21 protein-coding genes are annotated in these 21,419 nt (G+C 59.1%); 13 read left to right on the forward strand and 8 right to left on the reverse strand.

The features are described 5' to 3' along the window. The first annotated feature begins 120 nt into the window (after positions 1 to 120). The 7 genes from hmpA to cyoE all read left to right on the forward strand — a co-directional run bounded on the left by hmpA (position 121) and on the right by cyoE (position 7,738). The gene (gene hmpA, locus BK667_RS18260; protein ID WP_123598471.1) at positions 121 to 1,302 is read left to right on the forward strand and encodes an NO-inducible flavohemoprotein; all 1,182 of its coding nucleotides are present in this window, start codon (positions 121 to 123) and stop codon (positions 1,300 to 1,302) included. Positions 1,303 to 1,578: 276 nt separating this feature from the next. Beyond that, positions 1,579 to 2,088, forward strand: a complete 510-nt coding sequence (locus tag BK667_RS18265) for a disulfide bond formation protein B (protein WP_123509262.1) — start codon at positions 1,579 to 1,581, stop codon at positions 2,086 to 2,088. Positions 2,089 to 2,889: 801 nt separating this feature from the next. After that, entirely contained in the window at positions 2,890 to 3,834 is a 945-nt protein-coding gene (gene cyoA / locus BK667_RS18275) for a ubiquinol oxidase subunit II (RefSeq protein ID WP_123509263.1), read from the forward strand. A 3-nt stretch (positions 3,835 to 3,837) separates the two neighbouring features. Beyond that, positions 3,838 to 5,868 (forward strand): cytochrome o ubiquinol oxidase subunit I, encoded by a 2,031-nt coding sequence (gene cyoB / locus BK667_RS18280; RefSeq protein ID WP_123598472.1) that lies wholly within the window; start codon positions 3,838 to 3,840, stop codon positions 5,866 to 5,868. Positions 5,869 to 5,871: 3 nt separating this feature from the next. Next, complete coding sequence (locus tag BK667_RS18285; protein WP_054045508.1) at positions 5,872 to 6,498, forward strand: cytochrome o ubiquinol oxidase subunit III; 627 nt, start codon at positions 5,872 to 5,874, stop codon at positions 6,496 to 6,498. Next, positions 6,498 to 6,839 carry a cytochrome o ubiquinol oxidase subunit IV gene (cyoD, locus tag BK667_RS18290; protein WP_123509265.1) on the forward strand — a complete coding sequence of 114 codons (342 nt, stop codon included), beginning with the start codon at positions 6,498 to 6,500 and terminating at the stop codon, positions 6,837 to 6,839. The genes BK667_RS18285 and cyoD overlap by 1 nt, the downstream gene beginning before the upstream one ends. Before the next feature lie 11 nt (positions 6,840 to 6,850). Further along, entirely contained in the window at positions 6,851 to 7,738 is an 888-nt protein-coding gene (cyoE, locus tag BK667_RS18295) for a heme o synthase (RefSeq protein WP_123410182.1), read from the forward strand. Between the two features lie 179 nt (positions 7,739 to 7,917). Here cyoE and BK667_RS18300 read toward each other — a convergent pair whose 3' ends face one another. Beyond that, positions 7,918 to 9,327: an aminotransferase-like domain-containing protein gene (locus BK667_RS18300; RefSeq protein WP_123509266.1), complete on the reverse strand. Its 1,410-nt coding sequence runs from the start codon at positions 9,325 to 9,327 to the stop codon at positions 7,918 to 7,920. Positions 9,328 to 9,449: 122 nt separating this feature from the next. Between BK667_RS18300 and BK667_RS18305 the strand changes: the two genes are divergently transcribed. Next, a complete protein-coding gene (locus BK667_RS18305; RefSeq protein ID WP_123509427.1) occupies positions 9,450 to 9,935 on the forward strand; it encodes a RidA family protein in 486 nt (161 codons plus the stop codon). A 148-nt stretch (positions 9,936 to 10,083) separates the two neighbouring features. Then, a complete protein-coding gene (locus BK667_RS18310; RefSeq protein WP_123598473.1) occupies positions 10,084 to 10,578 on the forward strand; it encodes a RidA family protein in 495 nt (164 codons plus the stop codon). Between the two features lie 79 nt (positions 10,579 to 10,657). On the opposite strand, the gene BK667_RS18315 is transcribed toward BK667_RS18310, so the two are convergent. From BK667_RS18315 to BK667_RS18330, 4 genes are all read right to left on the reverse strand, one after another. Beyond that, positions 10,658 to 11,362, reverse strand: coding sequence for a hypothetical protein (locus BK667_RS18315; protein ID WP_123509268.1), 705 nt, complete (start codon positions 11,360 to 11,362; stop codon positions 10,658 to 10,660). A gap of 137 nt (positions 11,363 to 11,499) precedes the next feature. Further along, positions 11,500 to 12,003, reverse strand: a complete 504-nt coding sequence (locus BK667_RS18320) for a DUF6622 family protein (protein WP_123598474.1) — start codon at positions 12,001 to 12,003, stop codon at positions 11,500 to 11,502. A gap of 52 nt (positions 12,004 to 12,055) precedes the next feature. Then, positions 12,056 to 13,573, reverse strand: coding sequence for a sensor histidine kinase (locus BK667_RS18325; protein WP_123598475.1), 1,518 nt, complete (start codon positions 13,571 to 13,573; stop codon positions 12,056 to 12,058). Beyond that, positions 13,570 to 14,286, reverse strand: coding sequence for a response regulator transcription factor (locus tag BK667_RS18330; RefSeq protein ID WP_123509271.1), 717 nt, complete (start codon positions 14,284 to 14,286; stop codon positions 13,570 to 13,572). Before BK667_RS18330 ends, BK667_RS18325 begins: the two co-directional genes overlap by 4 nt. A gap of 152 nt (positions 14,287 to 14,438) precedes the next feature. On the opposite strand from BK667_RS18330, the gene msrB reads away from it, so the two are divergent. From msrB to msrA, 3 genes are read left to right on the forward strand one after another with little or no spacing between them, the layout of a single operon-like run. Next, entirely contained in the window at positions 14,439 to 14,957 is a 519-nt protein-coding gene (gene msrB / locus BK667_RS18335) for a peptide-methionine (R)-S-oxide reductase MsrB (RefSeq protein ID WP_123509272.1), read from the forward strand. 42 nt (positions 14,958 to 14,999) lie between these two features. Further along, the gene (locus BK667_RS18340; protein WP_123598476.1) at positions 15,000 to 16,763 is read left to right on the forward strand and encodes a cytochrome c biogenesis protein DipZ; all 1,764 of its coding nucleotides are present in this window, start codon (positions 15,000 to 15,002) and stop codon (positions 16,761 to 16,763) included. Positions 16,764 to 16,794: 31 nt separating this feature from the next. Beyond that, on the forward strand, positions 16,795 to 17,502 hold the full coding sequence (gene msrA / locus BK667_RS18345) for a peptide-methionine (S)-S-oxide reductase MsrA (RefSeq protein WP_123598477.1): 708 nt from the start codon (positions 16,795 to 16,797) through the stop codon (positions 17,500 to 17,502). A 139-nt stretch (positions 17,503 to 17,641) separates the two neighbouring features. Here the strand turns inward: msrA and BK667_RS18350 are convergent, their stop codons facing one another. From BK667_RS18350 to BK667_RS18360, 3 genes are all read right to left on the reverse strand, one after another. Continuing rightward, a complete protein-coding gene (locus tag BK667_RS18350; RefSeq protein WP_123598478.1) occupies positions 17,642 to 18,046 on the reverse strand; it encodes a GNAT family N-acetyltransferase in 405 nt (134 codons plus the stop codon). Further along, entirely contained in the window at positions 18,043 to 19,056 is a 1,014-nt protein-coding gene (locus BK667_RS18355) for a sensor domain-containing diguanylate cyclase (RefSeq protein ID WP_123509277.1), read from the reverse strand. Before BK667_RS18355 ends, BK667_RS18350 begins: the two co-directional genes overlap by 4 nt. Positions 19,057 to 19,130: 74 nt before the next feature. Beyond that, on the reverse strand, positions 19,131 to 20,036 hold the full coding sequence (locus BK667_RS18360) for a LysR family transcriptional regulator (RefSeq protein WP_123509278.1): 906 nt from the start codon (positions 20,034 to 20,036) through the stop codon (positions 19,131 to 19,133). Between the two features lie 102 nt (positions 20,037 to 20,138). Between BK667_RS18360 and BK667_RS18365 the strand changes: the two genes are divergently transcribed. Next, complete coding sequence (locus BK667_RS18365) at positions 20,139 to 21,314, forward strand: aspartate aminotransferase family protein (RefSeq protein ID WP_123598479.1); 1,176 nt, start codon at positions 20,139 to 20,141, stop codon at positions 21,312 to 21,314. Positions 21,315 to 21,419 lie beyond the last annotated feature (105 nt).

A 21,419-nucleotide genomic window follows, 5' to 3' on the forward strand; every position in this document is an offset into this window, starting at 1 on the left:
AAAGCAGTCTGTGTCGATATGACTACGCTGAGATTAACTAGCTGATTTATAAGGTTTTAATTGTTGGCATGGAAACTGATAAACCTAAGGCATTCACATCCAAGCTCAGGAGTTGCCCTAATGCTTAGCGTTCAAGACCGTGCCATCGTCAAATCCACCGTGCCGCTGCTGGAAAGCGGTGGTGAAGCGCTGATCACTCACTTCTACCGCATGATGCTCTCTGAATACCCGGAAGTCCGCCCGCTGTTTAACCAGGCCCACCAGGCCAGCGGCGATCAGCCCCGCGCCCTGGCTAACGGCGTGTTGATGTATGCGCGGCACATCGATCAACTCGATCAGTTGGGCGATCTGGTGGCGAAGATCATAAACAAGCACGTGGCCCTGCAAATTCTCCCGGAACACTACCCGATTGTCGGCACCTGCCTGTTGCGCGCCATCGCCGAAGTGCTGGGCGAAGAAATCGCCACGCCGGAAGTGATCGGCGCCTGGGGCGCTGCCTACAACCAATTGGCCGACATCCTGATCGGCGCTGAAACCAGCATCTACGATCAGAAAGAACAGGCTCCGGGCGGCTGGCGTGGGGCGCGGGAGTTCATCGTGGTGGCCAAGGTCGAGGAAAGCACGGAAATCATCTCCTTCTACTTCGAACCTGCGGACAAAGGTCCGATTCTCGCCGCCGAACCTGGTCAGTACATCGGTATGAAACTGATCCTGGATGGCGAGGAGATTCGTCGTAACTACTCGCTGTCGTCCCTGTCCGACAACGGCCAGTACCGCATCAGCGTCAAACGCGAAACCGGTGGCCGCGCCTCTAACCACCTGCATGATCAATTGCATGTGGGCGCGAGCATCCAACTGTTCCCGCCATCGGGTGAATTCACCCTGACCGCCAGCGACAAACCGCTGGTGCTGATCAGCGGCGGCGTCGGCATTACCCCGACCATCGCGATGCTTGAAGCGGCGCTGGCGACCGAACGGCCGGTGCACTTTATCCACTGCGCGCGCAATGGCAGCGTCCACGCGTTCCGTGACTGGATTGATGGTCTGGCCGAGCGTCATCCGCAGCTCAAGCGCTTTTATTGCTATGCCGAAGATGATGGTGTGAGCCCGGCAGCGGATAAGGTCGGGTTGTTGAGCCAGGAACAACTGGGCGTGTGGTTGCCGCAGCAGCGGGATCTGGATGCTTACTTCCTGGGGCCAAAGGGCTTTATGGCGGCGATAAAGCGCCACTTGAAAGCGCTGGGGGTGCCGGAGAAGCAGAGTCGTTATGAGTTCTTTGGGCCGGCTTCTGCTTTGGAGTAAGCAATGGGCGCGGTGAGCCAGTCTCACCGCGTCGTTTCAATCGCGGGCAAGCCTTGCTCCTACAGGATTTGTGGCATGACGCCTGTAGGAGCAAGGCTTGCCCGCGATAGCTCCAACTCGGTCTTGAACGGTGAATTCTCACCTTCTGCTTAAAAGTTAATCCCTCCTTAACCAGCCTATCGTCTATTCCCCGACATCTACCGGCGCGCGCCAGGCTCTCCAAGGTCCGGGCCAGCGTGTAGACTTCCGGCAATTGATATTTAGAAGGGAAACGCGATGAGTGACGAAACGATGCGCTTGGGCCGTGAGCGGCGTTATCTGGTATTGCTGGGCATCATCTGCCTGGCGCTGATCGGTGGTGCGCTGTACATGCAGGTGGTGCTGGAAGAGGCGCCGTGCCCGCTGTGCATCCTGCAGCGTTATGCGTTGTTGCTGATCGCCATCTTCGCGTTCATTGGCGCGGCCATGCGCACCCGTCGCAGCCTTACGGTGTTGGAGGTGCTGGTGGTCATCGCCGCGCTCGGCGGTGTGGCGGCGGCCGGGCATCACGTCTACACGCAGTTCTATCCGGCGGTCAGTTGCGGCGTCGATGTGCTGCAACCGATTGTCGACGGCTTGCCGCTGGCGAAGATCTTCCCGTTGGGCTTCCAGGTCGATGGCTTCTGTGACACGCCGTACCCGCCGATCCTCGGCTTGTCGTTGGCACAGTGGGCGCTGGTGTCGTTTGTGCTGGTGGTGATCCTGGTGCCGCTGCTGGTCTCGCGCAATCGCAAGGCCCTGCGCTAACCCATCGGGTTAAACAAAAAACGCCCCGGTCCTCGTTCAGAGGGCCGGGGCGTTTTGCATTTCAGAGCTCAAGTAAACAGATCGTGATGTGCGACAGCCAAGGGTGCGCAACGTCTGCGACATGTTGTCACAGCTTGAGTGTCGCAACGCATTTCAAAGGGCTGAATTGGTGCATAGCTACGCAACGAAATGCCGCTGTTTGAGCCGCCGCCCTTTTGTTCATCTTCGTGGTGTAACAGGCAGTTTTAACAGGCTTTGGCGAATCGCCAGACCCCTTGCTTATCGGGGCTTTGGCGGGGGTGGCGGAAGGCAGGGCGCCATCAAGGCTGTCTGAACCGAGGGTGGTAGCCCCACAAATTTTGGTGTTTTTGTTGAGAATTAATTTCGATACCATGCCGAACTTTTGCAAAATCCGTTAATGATTGTTGCTGGAATGGATAAAAATTATTTCGAGATGAGACATGGTTTATAGGCGGCGACGTATCTACAATCGCCCGCACTGAATTCCCGGCGCTGCTCTCGACTGAGCAGAATAGGGCGTCGAGAGGCTTAGCGGCTTCATGCGACTCCCAGGTGTCGGTGCCTTTCCGACTATCCGCACCAAATGGAATTGGTCTGTAACAAGGCCTTTGACCACGAATTCGAATAAGAACTCACCGCTAGCCCAGGATTTGTCGAACAGCGTCTGACGCGCGACGGGCAGCCCTTATTCAATCCAAGAAAAATGCCAACCCTTGGCAGGGTGAAGTGTTGGCGATCAAAACCCAACTGCATTGCGCAAGCTGCTTTAGAGGTCGTGAGATGAGTAAAAACAGGTACCCCAGACTACTAGGCTTATTGCCGCTGCTCGGCACGTTGCTGCTGTCAGGCTGCAACATGACCTTGCTCGACCCCAAGGGCCAGGTCGGCCTGGATGAGCGAAACCTGATCATCACCGCAACGCTGCTGATGCTGTTGGTCGTTGTGCCGGTCATCGTCATGACGTTCCTGTTCGCCTGGAAATATCGCGCTACCAACCCGGACGCGGTGTACGCGCCTAAATGGTCGCACTCCACCAAGATCGAAATCGCGGTGTGGGCTGTTCCGGTCCTGATCATCATTGCCCTGGGTTACGTGACCTACATTTCGACCCACGCCCTGGACCCGTACAAGCCGCTGGAATCCGACGTCAAGCCGATCACCGTTGAAGTGGTCTCCATGGACTGGAAGTGGCTGTTCATCTACCCGGAACAAGGCATCGCCACCGTTAACAAACTGGTGTTCCCGGCCAACACGCCGATCAATTTCAAAATCACCTCCGACACCGTGATGAACTCGTTCTTCATCCCGGGCCTGGGTGGCCAGATCTACGCGATGGCGGGCATGGAAACCAAGCTGCACCTGATTGCCAACCAGAACGCTGAATTCGACGGTATCTCCGCCAACTACAGCGGCGCGGGTTTCACCGGCATGAAGTTCAAAGCTATCGCCACTTCCCAGGCGGATTTCGATGCCTGGGTCAGTGATGTCAAGAAGGCACCTAAACAGCTGGAAAAAGCTGAATACGAAGCCCTTTCCAAACCAAGCCAGAACAACCCAGTCGAGCTCTACTCCTCGTTCACGCCAAACCTGTTCCAGATCATCGTCGACAAGTACGAAGGCATGAAACCGGGCCAGCCAATGCACCACGAGAAAAAAGAGCACGAAATGGCCGCCATGGAAGGGATGGACATGAGTTCGCATTCAGCTGCCGGGGCAGAGGAGTAAACGATGTTTGGTAAATTAAGTTGGGAAGCGGTCCCGTTCCACGAACCGATTGTGATGATTACCATCGCCATGATCGCGCTCGGTGGTCTGGCGGTATTCGGGCTGATCACCTATTTCAAGAAGTGGACCTACCTGTGGACCGAGTGGCTGACGTCGGTCGACCACAAGAAAATCGGCGTGATGTACATCATCGTCGCCATGGTCATGCTGCTGCGCGGTTTTGCCGACGCCATCATGATGCGTTCCCAGTTGGCCATGGCCACCGAGGGTTCGCCTGGCTACCTGCCGCCTGAACACTATGACCAGATCTTCACCGCCCACGGTGTGATCATGATCATCTTCATGGCGATGCCATTCTTCACCGGCCTGATGAACCTTGCAGTGCCGCTGCAGATCGGCGCCCGTGACGTTGCCTACCCGTTCCTGAACTCCCTGAGCTTCTGGCTGCTGGTGTCCGGCGTAGTGCTGGTGAACGTGTCCCTGGGTGTCGGCGAATTCGCCCGTACCGGTTGGGTTGCGTATCCACCGCTGTCGGAACTGGGCTACAGCCCGGGCGTGGGTGTGGATTACTACATCTGGGCACTGCAGCTATCGGGTCTAGGTACGACGCTGACGGGGGTCAACTTCCTGGCCACCGTGCTGAAAATGCGTACCCCGGGCATGAAGATGATGGACATGCCGATCTTCACCTGGACCTGCACCTGGGCCAACGTCCTGATCGTGGCTTCGTTCCCGATTCTGACCGCTACCCTGGCACTGCTGACGCTTGACCGTTACATGGATTTCCACATTTTCACCAATGAACTTGGTGGCAATCCAATGATGTACGTCAACCTGTTCTGGGCCTGGGGTCACCCCGAGGTTTACATCCTGATTCTGCCGGCGTTCGGGGTCTTCTCCGAAGTCATCTCGACCTTCTCCGGCAAGCGTCTGTTCGGCCACCACTCGATGATCTACGCCTCGGGCGCGATCTCGATCCTGGGCTTCATGGTTTGGCTGCACCACTTCTTCACCATGGGGTCGGGTGCGAGCGTCAACGCCTTCTTCGGTCTGGCGACGATGCTGATTTCGATTCCGACGGGGGTGAAGCTATTCAACTGGCTGTTCACCATCTATCGCGGTCGTCTGCAGTTCACCAGCCAGGTTCTCTGGACCCTGGGCTTCATGGTGACCTTCGCCATCGGCGGCATGACCGGCGTACTGCTGGCCATCCCGGGTGCTGACTTCGTGCTGCACAACAGCCTGTTTGTGATCGCTCACTTCCACAACGTGATCATCGGCGGCGCAGTCTTTGGCTACATCGCTGGTTTTGCCTTCTTCTTCCCTAAAGCGTTCGGCTTCAAGCTGCACGAAGGTTGGGGCAAGGCAGCGTTCTGGTTCTGGATCTCGGGCTTCTTCGTCGCGTTCATGCCGCTCTATGCACTGGGCTTCATGGGCATGACCCGTCGTCTGAACGCCACCACCAACCCTGAGTGGGTGCCTTACCTGCACGTTGCAATGTTCGGCGCGATCATGATCGCCGTCGGTATTGCCTGCCAGTTGATCCAGTTGTACGTCAGTGTGCGTGACCGCAAGAAGCCAGAGAACATGTGCGAACACGGCGATCCGTGGAATGCCCATACCCTGGAATGGTCGACCTCGTCGCCACCGCCGTTCTACAACTTCGCGGTATTGCCGAAAGCTCCAGGCATCGACCCGTTCACTGAAGCCAAGGAAAACGGTACTGCGTACCAGGCTCCGGCCAAGTACGAGCCGATCCACATGCCAAACAACACCGCGACCGGTCTGGTCATGGGTGCTCTGTTGACCGTGTTCGGTTTCGCGATGATCTGGCACATCTGGTGGATGGCCATCTTCGGCCTCGCCGGTACCGTGATCTACTTCGTTATCCATGCTGCCCGTGATGACCAGGGCTATATGGTGCCGGTCGACGTGATCGAGCGCATCGAAGCCGAGCAGCACAAGCGTCTGGTAGCCGCCGGGAAAGTCCCTGCTGGTGCCACCCGTGTTGAAACCTCGTTGGAACAGGCTTAAACCATGTCGAACTTAGTGACCAATGCTGGACACACCCATGTCGATGAACATGGGCACGATGACCATCACCACGACTCGGGCGAGATGACCGTATTCGGTTTCTGGCTCTACCTGATGACCGACTGCATTTTGTTTGCGTCGATCTTCGCGGTGTACGCGGTACTGGTTAACAACGTAGCGGGTGGCCCGTCGGGCCACGACATCTTCGAGCTGCCCTACGTGCTGGGCGAAACCGCCTGCCTGTTGCTCAGCTCGATCACCTACGGCTTCGCCATGCTGGCGTTGTTCAAGGGCAACAAGAAAGCGGTATTGGGCTGGTTGGCCATCACTTTCCTGTTCGGCCTGGGCTTCATCGGCATGGAGATCAACGAGTTCCACATGCTGATCTCCGAAGGCTACGGTCCTAACCGCAGCGGCTTCCTGTCCGGGTTCTTCACCCTGGTCGGCACCCACGGTCTGCACGTGACCAGCGGTCTGATCTGGATGGCGATCATGATGTACCAGGTCAACAAGCACGGCCTGACGTCGACCAACAAGACCCGCCTGAGCTGCCTGAGCCTGTTCTGGCACTTCCTGGACGTGGTCTGGATCTGCGTATTCACCGTTGTTTACCTGATGGGGACCCTGTAATGGCTAACGCACACTCCCACGGACACGACAGCCACGACGCCGGTCATGGCAGCGTAAAGTCCTACGCCATCGGCTTCATCCTGTCGGTGATCCTGACGATCATTCCGTTCGGCCTGGTGATGTACCCATCGCTGCCGAAAGTCTGGACGTTGTGGATCGTACTGGCCTTCGCAGTGATCCAGGTGCTCGTTCACCTGGTGTACTTCCTCCACCTGGACCGCTCCGCCGCCCAGCGTAACAACGTGATTGCGTTTGTGTTCGCTGCGATGGTGATCGTCCTGCTGGTTGGCTTGTCGCTGTGGATCATGTTCAGCATCCACACCGTCATGATGGCGCACTGAGGAAAGTCCGGATGTCCTTTAAGCACTTTATCCAAATCACCAAACCGGGGATCATTTTCGGTAACGTGCTTTCTGTGGCGGGCGGATTTTTCCTGGCCTCGAAAGGGCATGTCGATCTGGCCATATTCCTGGCCGCCATGATCGGCACGTCCCTGGTGGTGGCTTCCGGTTGCGTGTTCAACAACTGCATCGACCGCGACATCGACCTGAAGATGGAACGCACCAAGAACCGGGTGCTGGTCCAGGGCTTGATCTCCCTGAAACTGGCCCTGATCTACGCGACTGTCCTGGGTATCGCTGGCGTTGCGCTGTTGTACAAGGTGGCTAATCCACTGGCCGCGCTGTTCGCAGTGATCGGTTTCGTCATCTACGTCGGCTTCTACAGCCTGTACCTCAAGCGCAAGTCGGTTCACGGCACGCTGGTGGGCAGTCTGTCGGGCGCCATGCCGCCGGTGATTGGTTACGTTGCCGTGACCAACAGCTTCGACATGGCCGCGCTGACGTTGCTGGTGATGTTCAGCCTGTGGCAGATGCCGCATTCCTACGCCATCGCGATCTTCCGCTTCAACGATTACCTGGCCGCATCGATTCCGGTGCTGCCAGTGAAGCGCGGGATCCAGGTAGCGAAGAAGCACATCCTGCTTTACATCCTGGCCTTCCTGGTCGCCACATTGATGCTGACTTTCAGTGGCTACGCCGGCATGAGCTACCTCGCCGTCGCCGCGGCCATGGGCATGTACTGGTTGTACATGGCCTGGACCGGCTACAAGGCAGTGGATGACACGGTCTGGGCACGCAAGCTGTTCGTGTTCTCGATCTTCACCATTACCGCGCTGAGCGTGATGATGTCGCTGGACTTCAAAGTGCCGAGTGAGCTGTTGCTGACTTATGCGCCTTAAGGTTTAGCCGCTGTACGAAAAACCCCGCCCTTCGAGAGGAGAGCGGGGTTTTTTATTGGGGTTTTTCTGGGGAGCCGAGGTGCGCCCTTCGCGAGCAGGCTCGCTCCCACAGGAGAACGCATTCCAAATGTGGGAGCGAGCCTGCTCGCGAAGGCCGCGATGCGGTGTATCAGGAATGCTCAGCGATCGAGCAACCGGAAAAACCGCTCGCGAACCTGGGCGTTGTCACTGTGCGCGACGTTGAATCGCAAGTGTTGACTGGCATCCGGTGCCTTGCTGAGCAACGTGCCAGGCGCGAGGACAAGGTCATTTTCCATGCCTTTGCGCGCCAGGGTTTCGGCGTGAAGCCCTGGAGGCAGGCGTGTCCAGATAAACAGGCCTTCACCGGGCAGGGAAGACACGGAACACCCCGCTTCGACTAACCATCTGGACACCCGACTGCTCGACTCATACAGCCGATCCACGGTTCGCCGCGTATGTTTGGCGTAGCTCCCGTTGCTGAGCATCGTGCAGGTAATCTGTTCCGCAAATTCCGAGGTCACGCCGCCGCAGGCCATTTTCAGGGTGATCAGGCGTGCCGCCAGTTGCGGTGACAGCACGGCATAGCTGACCCGGCTGTTGGCCGTCAGGGTCTTGGAGAACCCGGACACGTAACTCACATTGTCCACGCCGCTTGCCGCCAGGCGCGGAGTCCGGCGCTGTTGAAGGTCGCCATACAAATCGTCTTCGACAATGTGGAAACCATAGCGGTGACTCAGCTCCATCAACCGATACACCTGGGCTGGGGAGAATGAATGCCCGGTCGGGTTATGCAGCGTGCTGTTGGTCATGTACAGCACGGGCTTGTGGGCGATCAGCGCTTGCTCGAAGGCCTCCAGGTCCAGGCCTTCGCACGTGCGGGCAATGGTGATGACCTTGGCGCCATGCAGAGCCAGGTTGGTGTGCATGTTGAAGTAGCACGGATCATCGAGCAGCACGGTGTCGCCGGGTTTGATCAGCAGGCGCATCAGCAGGTCGACAGCCTGCATGGTGTTGGCAGTGGTGATGATCTGTTCTACCGGAACGTCGATGCCGTAGGTCGACAGTTTGACCCGCAACGCCTGGCGTAACGGCAAGTAGCCCCCCGTGACGCCATATTCGCCCATGCGCAGGGCGGTGGCGCGCAAGGTGCCGCGCACGGCTTTGAGCAGCTCTTCAGCGGGTAGCCAGGAGGAAGGCAGGAATCCGCAACCGGGGCGCAGGGCCCCGTTGTCCAGCAGCACGGCGCGGCGGACGATGCTGAGGGTGTCCTGGGGTTGCAGGTCCGGGCCGGGATCCGTCGGGGTCGTGGTGCTGGAGCGATGCACGTAATGCCCCGAACCCTGGCGTGAAACCACCAGGCCCTTGGCCCGCAAGTGATCGAGGGCATCGACCACCGTGGACTTGCCCACATTCAACAGCTCGGCGAGCTCGCGAATCGGCGGCAGCTTGGCGCCATGGGGCAGCCCACCCTGGCTGATGGCGATCGACAGCTGATCGACGATCTGTTGCACCAGCGGCACGCCTGGCTGGAACTCGATGGCGGCGATAACCGCACGTTGAGCCTGCATTTTACTGGTCTCCCTGGCAGTAAAGTTCGCTGGATTCTATACGAACTTGCTCTGCTCAAGGCAAGCGTCTGTGCCTACCCTCGAAAGCGCGTTTTGCATGAATGATCGAGAAGGTGCAGCAAATGATTAAGCCAACCACCCGCGACGAACGCTTTATCGAGCTGGCCAAGGAGCACGGCTTCGACATCTACGACGAGAACACCGCCGGCGGGCATTACTCCCTGCTGGTCTGGCATGGCAATGAACTGTATGTCAGCGGCCTGGTGCCACGCATGAACGGCAAAATCCAGTATCCCGGCCGCGTGGGCCTGGAACTGAACCTGGCGGATGCCCAAGCCGCCGCGGGCATCAGCGCCATACGCGCACTGGCATTGATCATGGAGGCCGTCGGTTCGCTGGATAAGATCAAGTCACTGGTTCGCATCACGGTCCATGTCAAATCTACCTTTGATTTTGTCGATCTCAGTGAAGTGGCCAACGGCGCGTCGGATGTCTTTACCCATGTTCTGGGCGATGCCGGCAAACATACCCGAACCACCGTCGGTGTTTACCAGTTGCCAAAAAACGCCGCTGTCGAAGTGGATATGATCGTGGCTCTGGAACCCTAGGCATTGTTGCAATCACGTATTTAAAGGCCCTGCCTTCGAAGGAAGCGCGGGGCTTTTTCATTCATTGCCATGGCGAAGAGCTACCTTGGGCTAATCTGTCAAAAGTTAGGTTTGTTAATGGATAGATACAGAGGTGGGGTGGGGGGAAATGACGGGCCACATGACTTGCGATGAACGTTTCATCGCCCTGGCAGCAGAACTTGGTTATGACATCTACGGTGAGAGCACCATCGGTTGGCATTTTGAGCCCCTGGTTCGGCACAACAATGAACTGTATGTCAGCGGTTTGGTGCCGCGTAAGCATAGCAAGGTCCAGTACCCGGGCAGGGTGGGCCTTGAACTGACCCTCGCCGATGCTCAAGTCGCCGCCAGCCTTTGCGCGATGCAGGGTTTGGCATTGATTGTCGACACCATTGGGTCCCTGGACAAAATCAAGTCGTTGTTACGAATCACTGTTTATGTAAAGTCCACGGCGGACTTTGTTGACCTGAGCGAAGTGGCCAATGGTGCGTCCGATGTGTTCCGGCATGTACTGGGGGATGCCGGGAAACATACGCGAACGACGATCGGGGTTTATCAACTACCGAACAACGCGGCAGTCGAGCTGGATATGATCGTGGCGTTACGTCCTCCAGCGCCGTGACGTTTAATTGCAGACAACAAAAAGCCCCGTGCTGAACCTCAGTACGGGGCTTTTTGTTTTGCAGTACGGCTAAGTCACTTTACTGCGCGGCGATGCTGTAACCGTCAAACGCGGTTTGCTGCTGCAACGCGGTGATGATGTTCTTGCGGTTGACCGCTTGTTCCGTCCCGGCATTGTCCAGGAAGGTTTCGCTTTCCAACTCTGCTTCTTCACCTTCGCCGACAAAGGTGAAACCGAGGAATTCCAGGGCTTCACGGTCAACGTTCAGGCGCGAGCGCGGCGTGCGCAACGGCAGGGTGACGTTCACGCCATCCTTGCTGATGGTGAACACTTCGACTTCTTTCTTGGCGCGAGCCGTCTTGCTCTTGCCGCTGCTCGGATTGCTGATGGCTTGATGCGTCTGGTTCAGCACCTTCAGCGCCAGGCCGTAGACGATTTCCTGAAACGCCGGATCGTCCTTGAAGCTGGACAGGATGCGGCTGATCGGGAATTTGCTGCTCAGGTCTTCCAGAGCGGCAATGTCGGAGGCTTCGGCATCCTTGAGTTGCTTGAGTTCGCCCATCAGTTCGTAGGCTTTATCGTCGTCGAAGCGGTCATGAGCCTGGCGAATCGCGGTGCGCAGCTCGCGGATCTGGTCGCTTTCCCGGGTAGATTGAAAAGCGTCCAGGACCATCTCGCTGATGGTCTTGGCTTGGGGGACGTGCTGTGAAAGATTGATGGAGTTTTCGTATTCCGCTTTGGACGACAAGGTGACTACGGATTCAGCGGTGTTGGAATCGGACATTGAAATTTCACTACTTCTTTTAACTTGAGTTGAGGCGAGAAAGCGCTAGGCCTTTTCAGGCCGCCTAATCTATTGGACCGAGGCGCAGTTGTCACGACCCAACAGGCGAGCGGGCCTATTTGGATGCCTGCCAGCTCCTATGCGGCGGTCATTGGCTTCAGAGTTTGGAAAATTCGATACAGCTTGAGCGTACGACCACAGAACAACCCGCTGGCGAAGCCTGACGCACACGCCTTGAACAACACCATCTGCAGCGTTGCCGACAGTTCCGGCTGCACGGCTGTCTGATAACCGAAGTAATAGTTCACCGCAAAAAACACCAGATAAAGCACCAGTGTCTTGAGTGATCCCGGCAGGATCAGTCCGGTTTGCGAATCATCCAGTTCGATTCCCTTGCGCGAAAAAATCAACAGCGCGGCCAAGCTACCAATCAGGACGGCGGTTAACCAGCAGGTCAACGACAACGGCGGGTTGAGCGTCAGGTTCAGCGAATACAGAGACCACGCCAGCAAAATCGGTGGCGTGACCAGTAACGAGGTTTTGCTTTCCCGAGTCGGGGACAGTGCTTTGAACCCGTAGTAGCACAGCAGCAGAAGTATTGAGTAAACCCACCATGGGGTGTTTTGCAGGGTGTTCAACATTGCGCAGCGTCCTTGCCGAAATGGGTGCCGGAATCATAGCGGTAGCGCCCGGTTATTTCCCCGGTGAATTCAGGTTCATCGAACGAACCACCCCTTGTTCGGCCGTTTGCTCGTCCACGGGCAACGTGAAGCGAAAGGTCGCACCGCGTCCCGGCACATCAATCAGCTGGATGTCACGGCCATGCAATTGCAGGATTCGATGGACGATCCGCAGGCCTAACCCACCATCGCGCCGTGCGCCGCCAATGTTGAACGGGCGCAGGAACAAGCCTTCGCGCAGTTCGGCGGCGATGCCGGGGCCGGTGTCGCTGATGGTCACTTCGACAAACGAGCCTTGAGGTCGCAGGCCCAGTTCGATTTCACCGCCCTGGGGCGTATGGCGCAGGGCATTGTCGAACAGGTTGGTCAGCACCCGTTCGATCAGCCCCAGGTCGGCGCAGGCGGCGGAAACGTTGGGGGCGAAGGTTGCCTTGAGTTCCACCTGACGCGCTTCGGCCGTGAGTTCGAACTTCTGGAAGATGTCCTGCACCAGATCGGTCATGGAGAAGCGTTCCAGCACCGGTTGCACAAAACCGTGTTCCAGGCGCACCAGTTCCAGCAGCGATTGCGCCAGGCCACCGACCTTGCGGCTTTGGTCCAGGGCGATGCCCAGGTAGCGGCGGCGGTCGGCGGGGGAGAGCGTGGCGTCCTTGAGCGACAGGGTTTCCAGGTAACCGTGCAGCGAGGCCAGGGGCGTGCGCAAGTCGTGGGAGATATTCGCCACCAGTTCCCGGCGTTCCTGATCCTGGCGCGTCAACGAGCGCCATTGTTCACTGAGGCGGGTTTGCATCTGCCGGAACGCGGCGTCGAGGACCGCAATTTCATCGTGGCTGGCGGCTTTTTCGACCGGGGCCGATCTCGGTGGCGTGATCGGCACACCGTCGATGTCGAACTGGCTGACGGTTTCGGTCAGGCGCCGCAGCGGCCGGGTAATCAAGGCGAAGGCTGCGAGGCCGGCAATCAGGCACAACAGCGCCACCAATCCGATGGACAGCAGCGCCGTATTCAGCGCAGCGCTGGTGGCGCCGCGTTCGGCGTAGCGGTCATGTTCTTCGCTGAGCAGCACGACATACAGATAGCCGGCGGGTTTGCCGTCGACCTGCAACGGCGCGGCGCTGAACACCTTGCGGCCATCGACGCTGCGCGGGTCGTCTCCCAGAATCGGCAAGGCGTCGCCCTTGAGCAGACGCTGGATCGGCTGCAGATCGACGTGCTCCCGGCGTATCCGCCCCTCAGGGGCGGCGCTGCCGACAATGCGGCCCTGGCTGTCGAGCAGATAGACCTCGACACTCGGGTTGACCAGCATCAGTTGGTTGAACAGATCGCGAACGGCATTCGGCATCAGGCCCTTGGCGTCCATCAGCACGGTGTCGTGGGCGATGTGCTGGGCCAGGTCCCGGGACAACCCTTGCACCACTTCCAACTCATGCATCTGGTTGGAGCGCACCTGCATCCATGCCGAAGTGCCGCAGCACACCAGCAACAACACGGCGAACACCAGGGACAGGCGCTGAGTCAGGGTCATTCTCATGGCTGGTCCTCGAGTGCCGCGAATTTATAACCACGTCCCCACACCGTGAGGATGCGTACCGGTTGGGCCGGATCGGTTTCGATCTTGGCCCGCAGGCGATTGATGTGGGTGTTGACCGTGTGTTCGTAGCCTTCGTGGCTGTAGCCCCACACAGCGTTGAGCAGGTCCATGCGCGAAAACACCTTGCCCGGTTGGCGGGCGAAGAAATACAGCAAGTCGAATTCCCGCGGCGTGAGGTCCAGGCGTCGCCCGTCGAGGGAGACTTCGCGGGTGATCGGGTCAATGGACAGGCCGTCGAGGATCAGGCTGCCCGCGTCCATTTTCAGATTGCGGGCCATGGCATCGACCCGCCGCAGCAGTGCCTTGACCCGCGCCACCAGCTCCAGCATGGAAAACGGCTTGGCCAGGTAATCGTCGGCCCCCAGCTCCAGGCCAAGGATGCGGTGCAATTCGCTGGAGCGGGCACTGGTGATGATGATCGGGGTGTAGCGGGCCATGGCCCGGGCGCGTTTGCAGATTTCCAGGCCATCGACGCCGGGCAACATCAGGTCGAGGATCAGCGCGTCCCAGCTTCCTTGCTGCAACAGGCGCATGCCTTCGTCCCCATCGGCGCAATGCACCACCTCGAACTGCTCATCGCGAAGATGCAGGCAGATAAGGTCGGCGATATGCAGGTCGTCCTCGACCACCAGGACGCGTTTAGTCTGTTCCATCAAGCTCAATCCTTTGTTGCGAATGGGCACATTGTGCGGGTTTTCCTCGGGGGGAGTTATCACGAATTGTTTAACTCCCCGTGAGGATTTGGCGATCAACCCAAGCCTAGGCTGTGTTCCATGACAGGTACCTGGGATTTTTGGAGACGGCCATGTTTTCACGCAGACAATTTCTTTTAACGAGCGGCGGGCTGGGGGCTGCAGCCCTGGTGATCGGTGTATTGCCAAAATTTGCGGCGAGTTCGGCACTGGTCAGCGAAGCCAGTGCGGCGGAGGTTTTCGAAGTGACACACACTGACAGCGAATGGCACACCCTTCTCAGTGCCGAACAGTACGAGATCCTGCGTGAAGAAGGCACCGAGCGGGCCTACAGCAGCCCGTTGAACAACGAGCATCGGGCGGGCACGTTTGCCTGCGCCGGGTGCGATCTGCCGTTGTTTTCATCCGATACCAAGTTCGACAGCCGCACCGGTTGGCCGAGTTTCTGGACGCCGCTGGACAAGGCCGTGGCCACGCGTCAGGACCGCTCATTTGGCGTGTTGCGCGAAGAGGTTCACTGTCGGCGTTGTGGCGGGCACCTGGGCCATGTCTTCGACGATGGGCCCAAACCGACTGGCCTGCGCTACTGCATGAATGGCCTGGCGATGACGTTCAAACCACTGACGGCCTGATTCCCGGGTCACCCTTTTAATTTCTTGTTACAGGTCGACGCTATGTGGCTTCTGGTTCTCTCTTATCTCGGTGGTGTGCTGACCATTGTCAGCCCGTGCATCCTGCCGGTATTGCCCTTCGTCTTCGCGCGCACCGGGCAGCCGTTTGTGAAAAGTGGCTTGCCGCTGCTGGTGGGGATGGCCATGACCTTCGCGCTCGTCGCCACATTAGCGGCAGTGGGCGGCGGTTGGGTGGTGCAGCTCAATCAGTACGGTCGCTGGCTCGCATTGGTGTTCGTGGCGTTGTTCGGCTTGACGTTGTTGCTGCCAAAACTGGCCGACCGTCTGACGCGTCCATTGGTGGCGGCGGGCAGTCGATTGTCAGAAGTGGCGGGCGCCGATGCCCGGCCGCGTCCCGGTGCTTCGTTCCTGATTGGCGTCGCCACGGGCCTGCTGTGGGCGCCTTGCGCCGGGCCGATTCTCGGATTGGTGCTGACCGGTGCGGCGCTGCAAGGGGCGAGTATCGGGACCACGTTGTTGCTGCTGGCATACGCCGCAGGTGCCGCTACGTCCCTGGCCGTGGCGCTGTTGCTGGGCGGCAAGGTGTTCGCAGCGATGAAGCGTTCGATCGGCGCTGGCGAGTGGGTACGTCGCGGGCTCGGCGCGATGATGCTGGCAGGTGTGGCAGCGATTGCGCTGGGGCTGGACACCGGGATTCTGGCACGGGTTTCGACGGCTTCCACCGGCGGCATCGAACAAGCTCTGGTTGGACGACTGGCCGGTAAGTCACCGAACAACAGCGAGGCGCTTCCGGCCTCGGGCGGTGCAATGCAAGTCGCTGACAAAACCCCAGGCACATTGCCCGTTGAAGGCAACCTCCCGGCGCTGGACGGCGCCGTGCAATGGCTCAACTCGCCACCGCTCACCGCCGAGGCGCTGAAGGGCAAAGTCGTGCTGGTGGATTTCTGGACCTACTCCTGCATCAACTGCCTGCGCACCTTGCCGTATGTAAAAGCCTGGGCCGAGAAGTACCGCGATCAGGGGTTGGTGGTGATCGGCGTTCACGCGCCGGAGTTTGCCTTCGAACGCAATGTCGGCAACGTCACCAAAGCCATGAAAGACCTGGGCATCAACTACCCGGTGGCCATCGATAACGATTACAAGATCTGGCGCGCGTTCAACAACGAGTACTGGCCGGCGCACTATTTTGCCGACGCCCAGGGGCGCATTCGTTATCACCACTTTGGCGAAGGCGAGTACGCCGAGTCGGAGCGGGTGATCCAGCAACTGCTGAAGGAAGCAGGGGCGACAAAGGTTGCGGACGGTCTGATCAATGTCAGCGCCGAGGGTGTTCAGCTCGCCCCGGACATGAAGGAAGCCCTGTCACCGGAAACCTACGTCGGCTACCAGCGTGCAGAGAATTTCGTCCCTGAAAAAGGCTTCACGGCCGACAAGGTGGCGACGTATAGCCCACCGGCACAACTGGCCCTCAACGACTGGAGCCTGGGCGGTCAATGGAATGTCGGGGCGGAACGAGCAACGGCAAACGCATCCGCCAGCCGCATCGTCTACCGCTTCCATGCGCGTGACCTGCATCTGGTGCTGGGTCCGGGCGCTGACGGCAAACCGGTGCGTTTCAAAGTCCTGATCGACGGCAAGGTTCCGGGTGAGGCGCACGGCACCGATGTGGCGCCCGACGGCAGCGGCCGCGTGACTGAACAACGCTTGTACCAATTGGTGCGCCAGTCTGGCGATGTCACGGATCGCACCTTCAGCATCGAGTTTCTCGACCCGGGCGTCTCGGCGTATGCCTTTACGTTTGGTTGATAGCGATCTCATTTTCCAAGGAGTCAGCCCCATGAAAACTCTATTCACCTGGCGCCGTACGTTGTTGGGCCTGGCGGCGGCCAGCGTCATCGGCCAATGCTCGGCGTTCTCTTTCGGCGCTTCTGAAGACGCCGTGGTCATCCCGCCACCCACCATTGATGAAACCACCCAGGCCCACAGTGAAACCGCGGTCTTCGCGGGCGGTTGCTTCTGGGGTGTCCAGGGTGTGTTCCAGCATGTCAAAGGCGTGAAGAAAGCCGTGTCCGGTTATGCCGGGGGCGCGGCCAATACGGCTGAATACGAGAAGGTCAGCGAGGGCGATACCGGGCATGCCGAGTCCGTTGAGGTCACCTTCGATCCGACCCAAGTCAGCTACGGCACCCTGCTGCAAATCTACTTCTCGGTGGCCCACAACCCCACGGAACTCAACCGCCAGGGCCCGGACAGCGGCACCCAGTATCGCTCGGCGATTTTCCCGGAGAACACTGAGCAACAACGCGTCGCCCAGGCCTACATCGCCCAGCTCGACGCCGCGCATTCATTCAACAAACCCATCGTCACCAAACTGGAAACCTACAACGGCTTCTACCCGGCCGAGGACTACCACCAGGACTTCCTGACCGAGCACCCAACGTATCCGTACATCGTGATCAACGACATGCCGAAGGTGTCGCAGTTGAAGCAGCTGTATCCGGATCGGTATCAGGAGAAAGCGGTGTTGGTGAAGACCGGGTCATAAGCCTCGGGCCAGTCACAAAACAATGTGGGAGCGGGCTTGCTCGCGAAGAGGCCGTGTCAGTCAACATCTACATCGTCTGACACGCCGCCTTCGCGAGCAAGCCCGCTCCCACATTTGATCGGCGTTGCCTCGGTTTTGGCTAGTTGCCCCGGCGACGCTCCATGGCAATAGTCGAGGTTGCAAAACCAAGGCTGGAGAAAAACGCCGAAGTACCTTCCCGCCCTGCGCGCAGCACCCACGTGATGTCGGTGTTTTCCCCCATCACATGCTCAACCAATGCGCGACCTATACCCTCACGTCGATGCTGCCCACACACGACCACCATCGACAGATACCCGTTGGACAATCCGTCGGTAATGCCTCGGGCAAACCCGACGATTCGCGAGTCTTTCACCGCCAGTGCCGTGCGTTGGGAATTGGCAATCAGCTGCGCAAAATGTTCGGCCGAGCCGGTACGGTGGCCCCAGCCATTGTGCCCAAGAAAAAGCCTCACGGATTCGACTTCTGAAGGCTTCATATCGCGAATAAGCACACCGGCGCTCATCCCGAAATCACATTCTTGCCCATCACCTTCGACCGATACAGCGCCTGATCGGCCCTGGCCAGCAGGCCGGTTTGTTGTTCCTCTTCAAAGCGCTGCACCACGCCAAAACTCAGGGTCACTTGAAAGTCCCCCACCGGCAGCAGGTTTGTCAGGCCATGGCGGATTTCTTCCGCGATTAGCCGGGCATCGGCCAGCGGGGTGTTGGGCAGGATCAGGATGAATTCGTCGCCGCCCCAGCGGGCCAGCAAGTCACCGTCGCGCCTGCAGCTTTTCAGGCACTCGACCACCTGTACCAACGCCGCGTCGCCCAATGCGTGGCCGTAGTGGTCGTTGATAATCTTGAAGTCGTCGATGTCCATGGCGATCAGCGACAACGGTTGGCGGAAACGCTGGGCGCGGTCGCATTCCTGGGGCAAGGCTTTTTCCAGGCGATAGCGATTGGCGACCGAGGTCAGGGCATCGGTTTCCGCCAGCTTGCGGTTTTCTTCGAGTTGGATTTGCAGCTGTTGATTGACCCGGGACAGCTCCCGGGTGCGCTCTTCGACAAGGGCTTCGAGGGAATGATTACGCCGCTGTAGTTCTTCGAGCAGGCGTTTCTTGTCTTCGATGCTGCGGTGCGCCCCGACCATCCGTGCCACCGAGCCATCGGCGTTGCGCGCCAGGATGTAGCCGCGGTCTTCGATCCAGGTGTAAGTGCCATCCTGCTTGCGGCAGCGATATTCGGCCTGATAGCCGGGTGCACGCTGATTCAGGTAGTCATCGAACACTGCCATGACCCGCGAATAATCGTCGGGATGCATCACGGTTTCCCAGGTCAGCACCGTGTTGTCCAGCGAGTGCGGCGAATAACCGAGCATCTCGTACCACCCGGGGTTGCGGTAGACGAAGCCGGTGTTGGCATTCCAGTCCCAGATGCCGTCGCTGACCAGTTCCATAATGGTATGCAGCATGTCTTCGTTGAAGTCCGACAGATTGAACTTCAACGGCTCGATATCCGTTGCGTCGCCCATCACCGCTCTCCTTGCCGCCCTATATCGATGTGACTCGCCCGTCGAGCAGATTAGTCCATGGGGCCTCGGCGCGGCTAGTGCTTGCCCCACATCTGCATGGCAAAGTCGACGAAGCTACGCAGTTTCGGCAAGCGGTAGCGATCCTGGGCATACACCAGGTTCATCGGCCGGCTCGGCAATTGGTAATCCTGCATCAAGGCCACCAGTTTTCCGTCCTTGAGGTCTTGCTCTACCAGCGCGTCGGGGACCATCACGATGCCCATGCCGGTTCTCGCCGCTTGGTGCAGGCCGGCCGAGCTGTTGATCAGCATCGGACCACTGACGGCGACCATCACTTCGCCTTCGGGGCCGGTCAGGCGCCACTGTTTTTCCACTGAGTGCCAGTCATCACCGGCCGGGTAGGCGAACGCCAGGCAGTCGTGGTGTTGCAAGTCTTCAGGTTTTTCCGGGGTTCCCCGGCGCGCCAGGTACGCCTGGGAGGCGCACATGGTCAGGGTGTAATCGATGAGTGGCCGGGCAATCATGTTGGACGGTTCGATAGCGCCCAGGCGAATCGCCGCATCAAAACCGTTTTCCAGCAAGTCCGGGCGCCCGTTAGTGAGCACGACGTCCAGCTTGACCCGTGGACAGCGCAGCGAGAATTCGCTGAGTGCTGGCGCGAGTCGTTCAGTGCCGAAGGTCAACGGAGCGGTGATACGCAACGTACCGCTGGGTTCATCCAGGGCCTGTTCGGCCAGTAATTCGGAATCGGCCACCAACCCCAATACCTCGAGGCAGCGCTGGTAATACGCGGCGCCAAATTCGGTCAAGCGCTGACGCCGGGTCGTACGGTTGAGCAAACGCACGCCCAGCCGTTGCTCCAGGGCGCGCAGGTGATTGCCGACCATGGTCGTGGACATTTCGCACTGAAACGCGGCGGCGGTCATGCTGCCGGTTTCCACTACGCGGACGTAAACGGTCATTGCCTGGAACAAATCCATTATCAAGCCCAGCTTTTAAATGATTGAAGTATTGCAGCGTTTATCCAGCTCAGGTGGCTAACCATACTGCAAAAACACCGACTACTGATGGAGCTTGATGTCATGACCGCCGCCTGCCTGATGAGCACTTACCAACCTTTGGCCCTGAGTTTCAGCAAAGGTCTGGGCACGCGCCTGTGGGACCAGGCCGGTCGAGAATATCTGGATGCGGTGGCGGGCGTGGCGGTGACCAACGTCGGTCACTCTCACCCCAAAATCGTCGCGGCCATCAGCGAGCAGGCGGGATTGTTGCTGCACACGTCGAACCTCTACAGCATCGACTGGCAACAACAACTGGCGCAAAAGCTGACCCGGCTCTCGGGGATGGACCGGGCGTTTTTCAACAACTCCGGCGCCGAGGCCAACGAGACGGCACTGAAACTCGCGAGGCTTTACGGCTGGCACAAAGGCATTGAGCAACCGCTGGTGGTGGTCATGGAAAATGCCTTTCACGGCCGAACCCTCGGCACTTTGTCCGCCAGCGACGGCCCGGCGGTTCGCCTGGGTTTCAATGAGCTGCCGGGAGATTTCGTCAAAGTGCCGTTCGGCGACCTCAAGGCGCTGGACACCGTGCAGCAGGCCCACGGCCCGAGAATCGTGGCAATTCTGATGGAGCCGATCCAGGGCGAAAGCGGCGTGCAACTGGCGCCGCCCGGTTACCTCAAGGCCCTGCGCGAACTGTGCAATCGGCGCTCGTGGCTGCTGATGCTCGACGAAATCCAGACCGGTATCGGCCGCACCGGCCAGTGGTTCGCGTTCCAGCACGAAGGCATCGTCCCGGACGTCATGACCCTGGCCAAAGGCCTGGGCAACGGCGTCCCCATCGGCGCCTGCCTGGCCCGGGGTCGCGCCGCCGAACTGTTCACCCCCGGCAGTCACGGCAGCACATTCGGTGGCAATCCATTGGCCTGCCGGGTCGGCTGCACCGTGCTGGAGATCATCGAAGAGCAAGGACTATTGGAAAACGCCCGGCTACAAGGCGAACGGCTGCTCACCCGGTTGCGCGTCGAACTGGCCGACGATCCAAACGTCCTGGCGATCCGCGGCCAAGGCTTGATGATCGGCATCGAACTCGCCAAACCGATCCGCGACCTGACCCTGATCGCCGCACGGGACCACGGCCTGCTCATCAACGTAACTCGCGGCAAAACCATCCGCTTGCTGCCACCGCTGACGATAGATGAGCGGGAAGTGGAGATGATTGTCAGAGGGGTTTGCCGGGCGTTGAACGCAGCCTGACCAACACCGAGTAACCCTTGTGGGAGCGGGCTTGCTCGCGAAGGCGGTGGGTCAGTCGACATCAATATTGCTGCACGCTCGGTGATCGAGACCGTCAACGGCTAC

It is taken from the genome of Pseudomonas frederiksbergensis, from assembly GCF_003732705.1.
Taxonomy (GTDB): domain Bacteria; phylum Pseudomonadota; class Gammaproteobacteria; order Pseudomonadales; family Pseudomonadaceae; genus Aquipseudomonas; species Aquipseudomonas frederiksbergensis_F.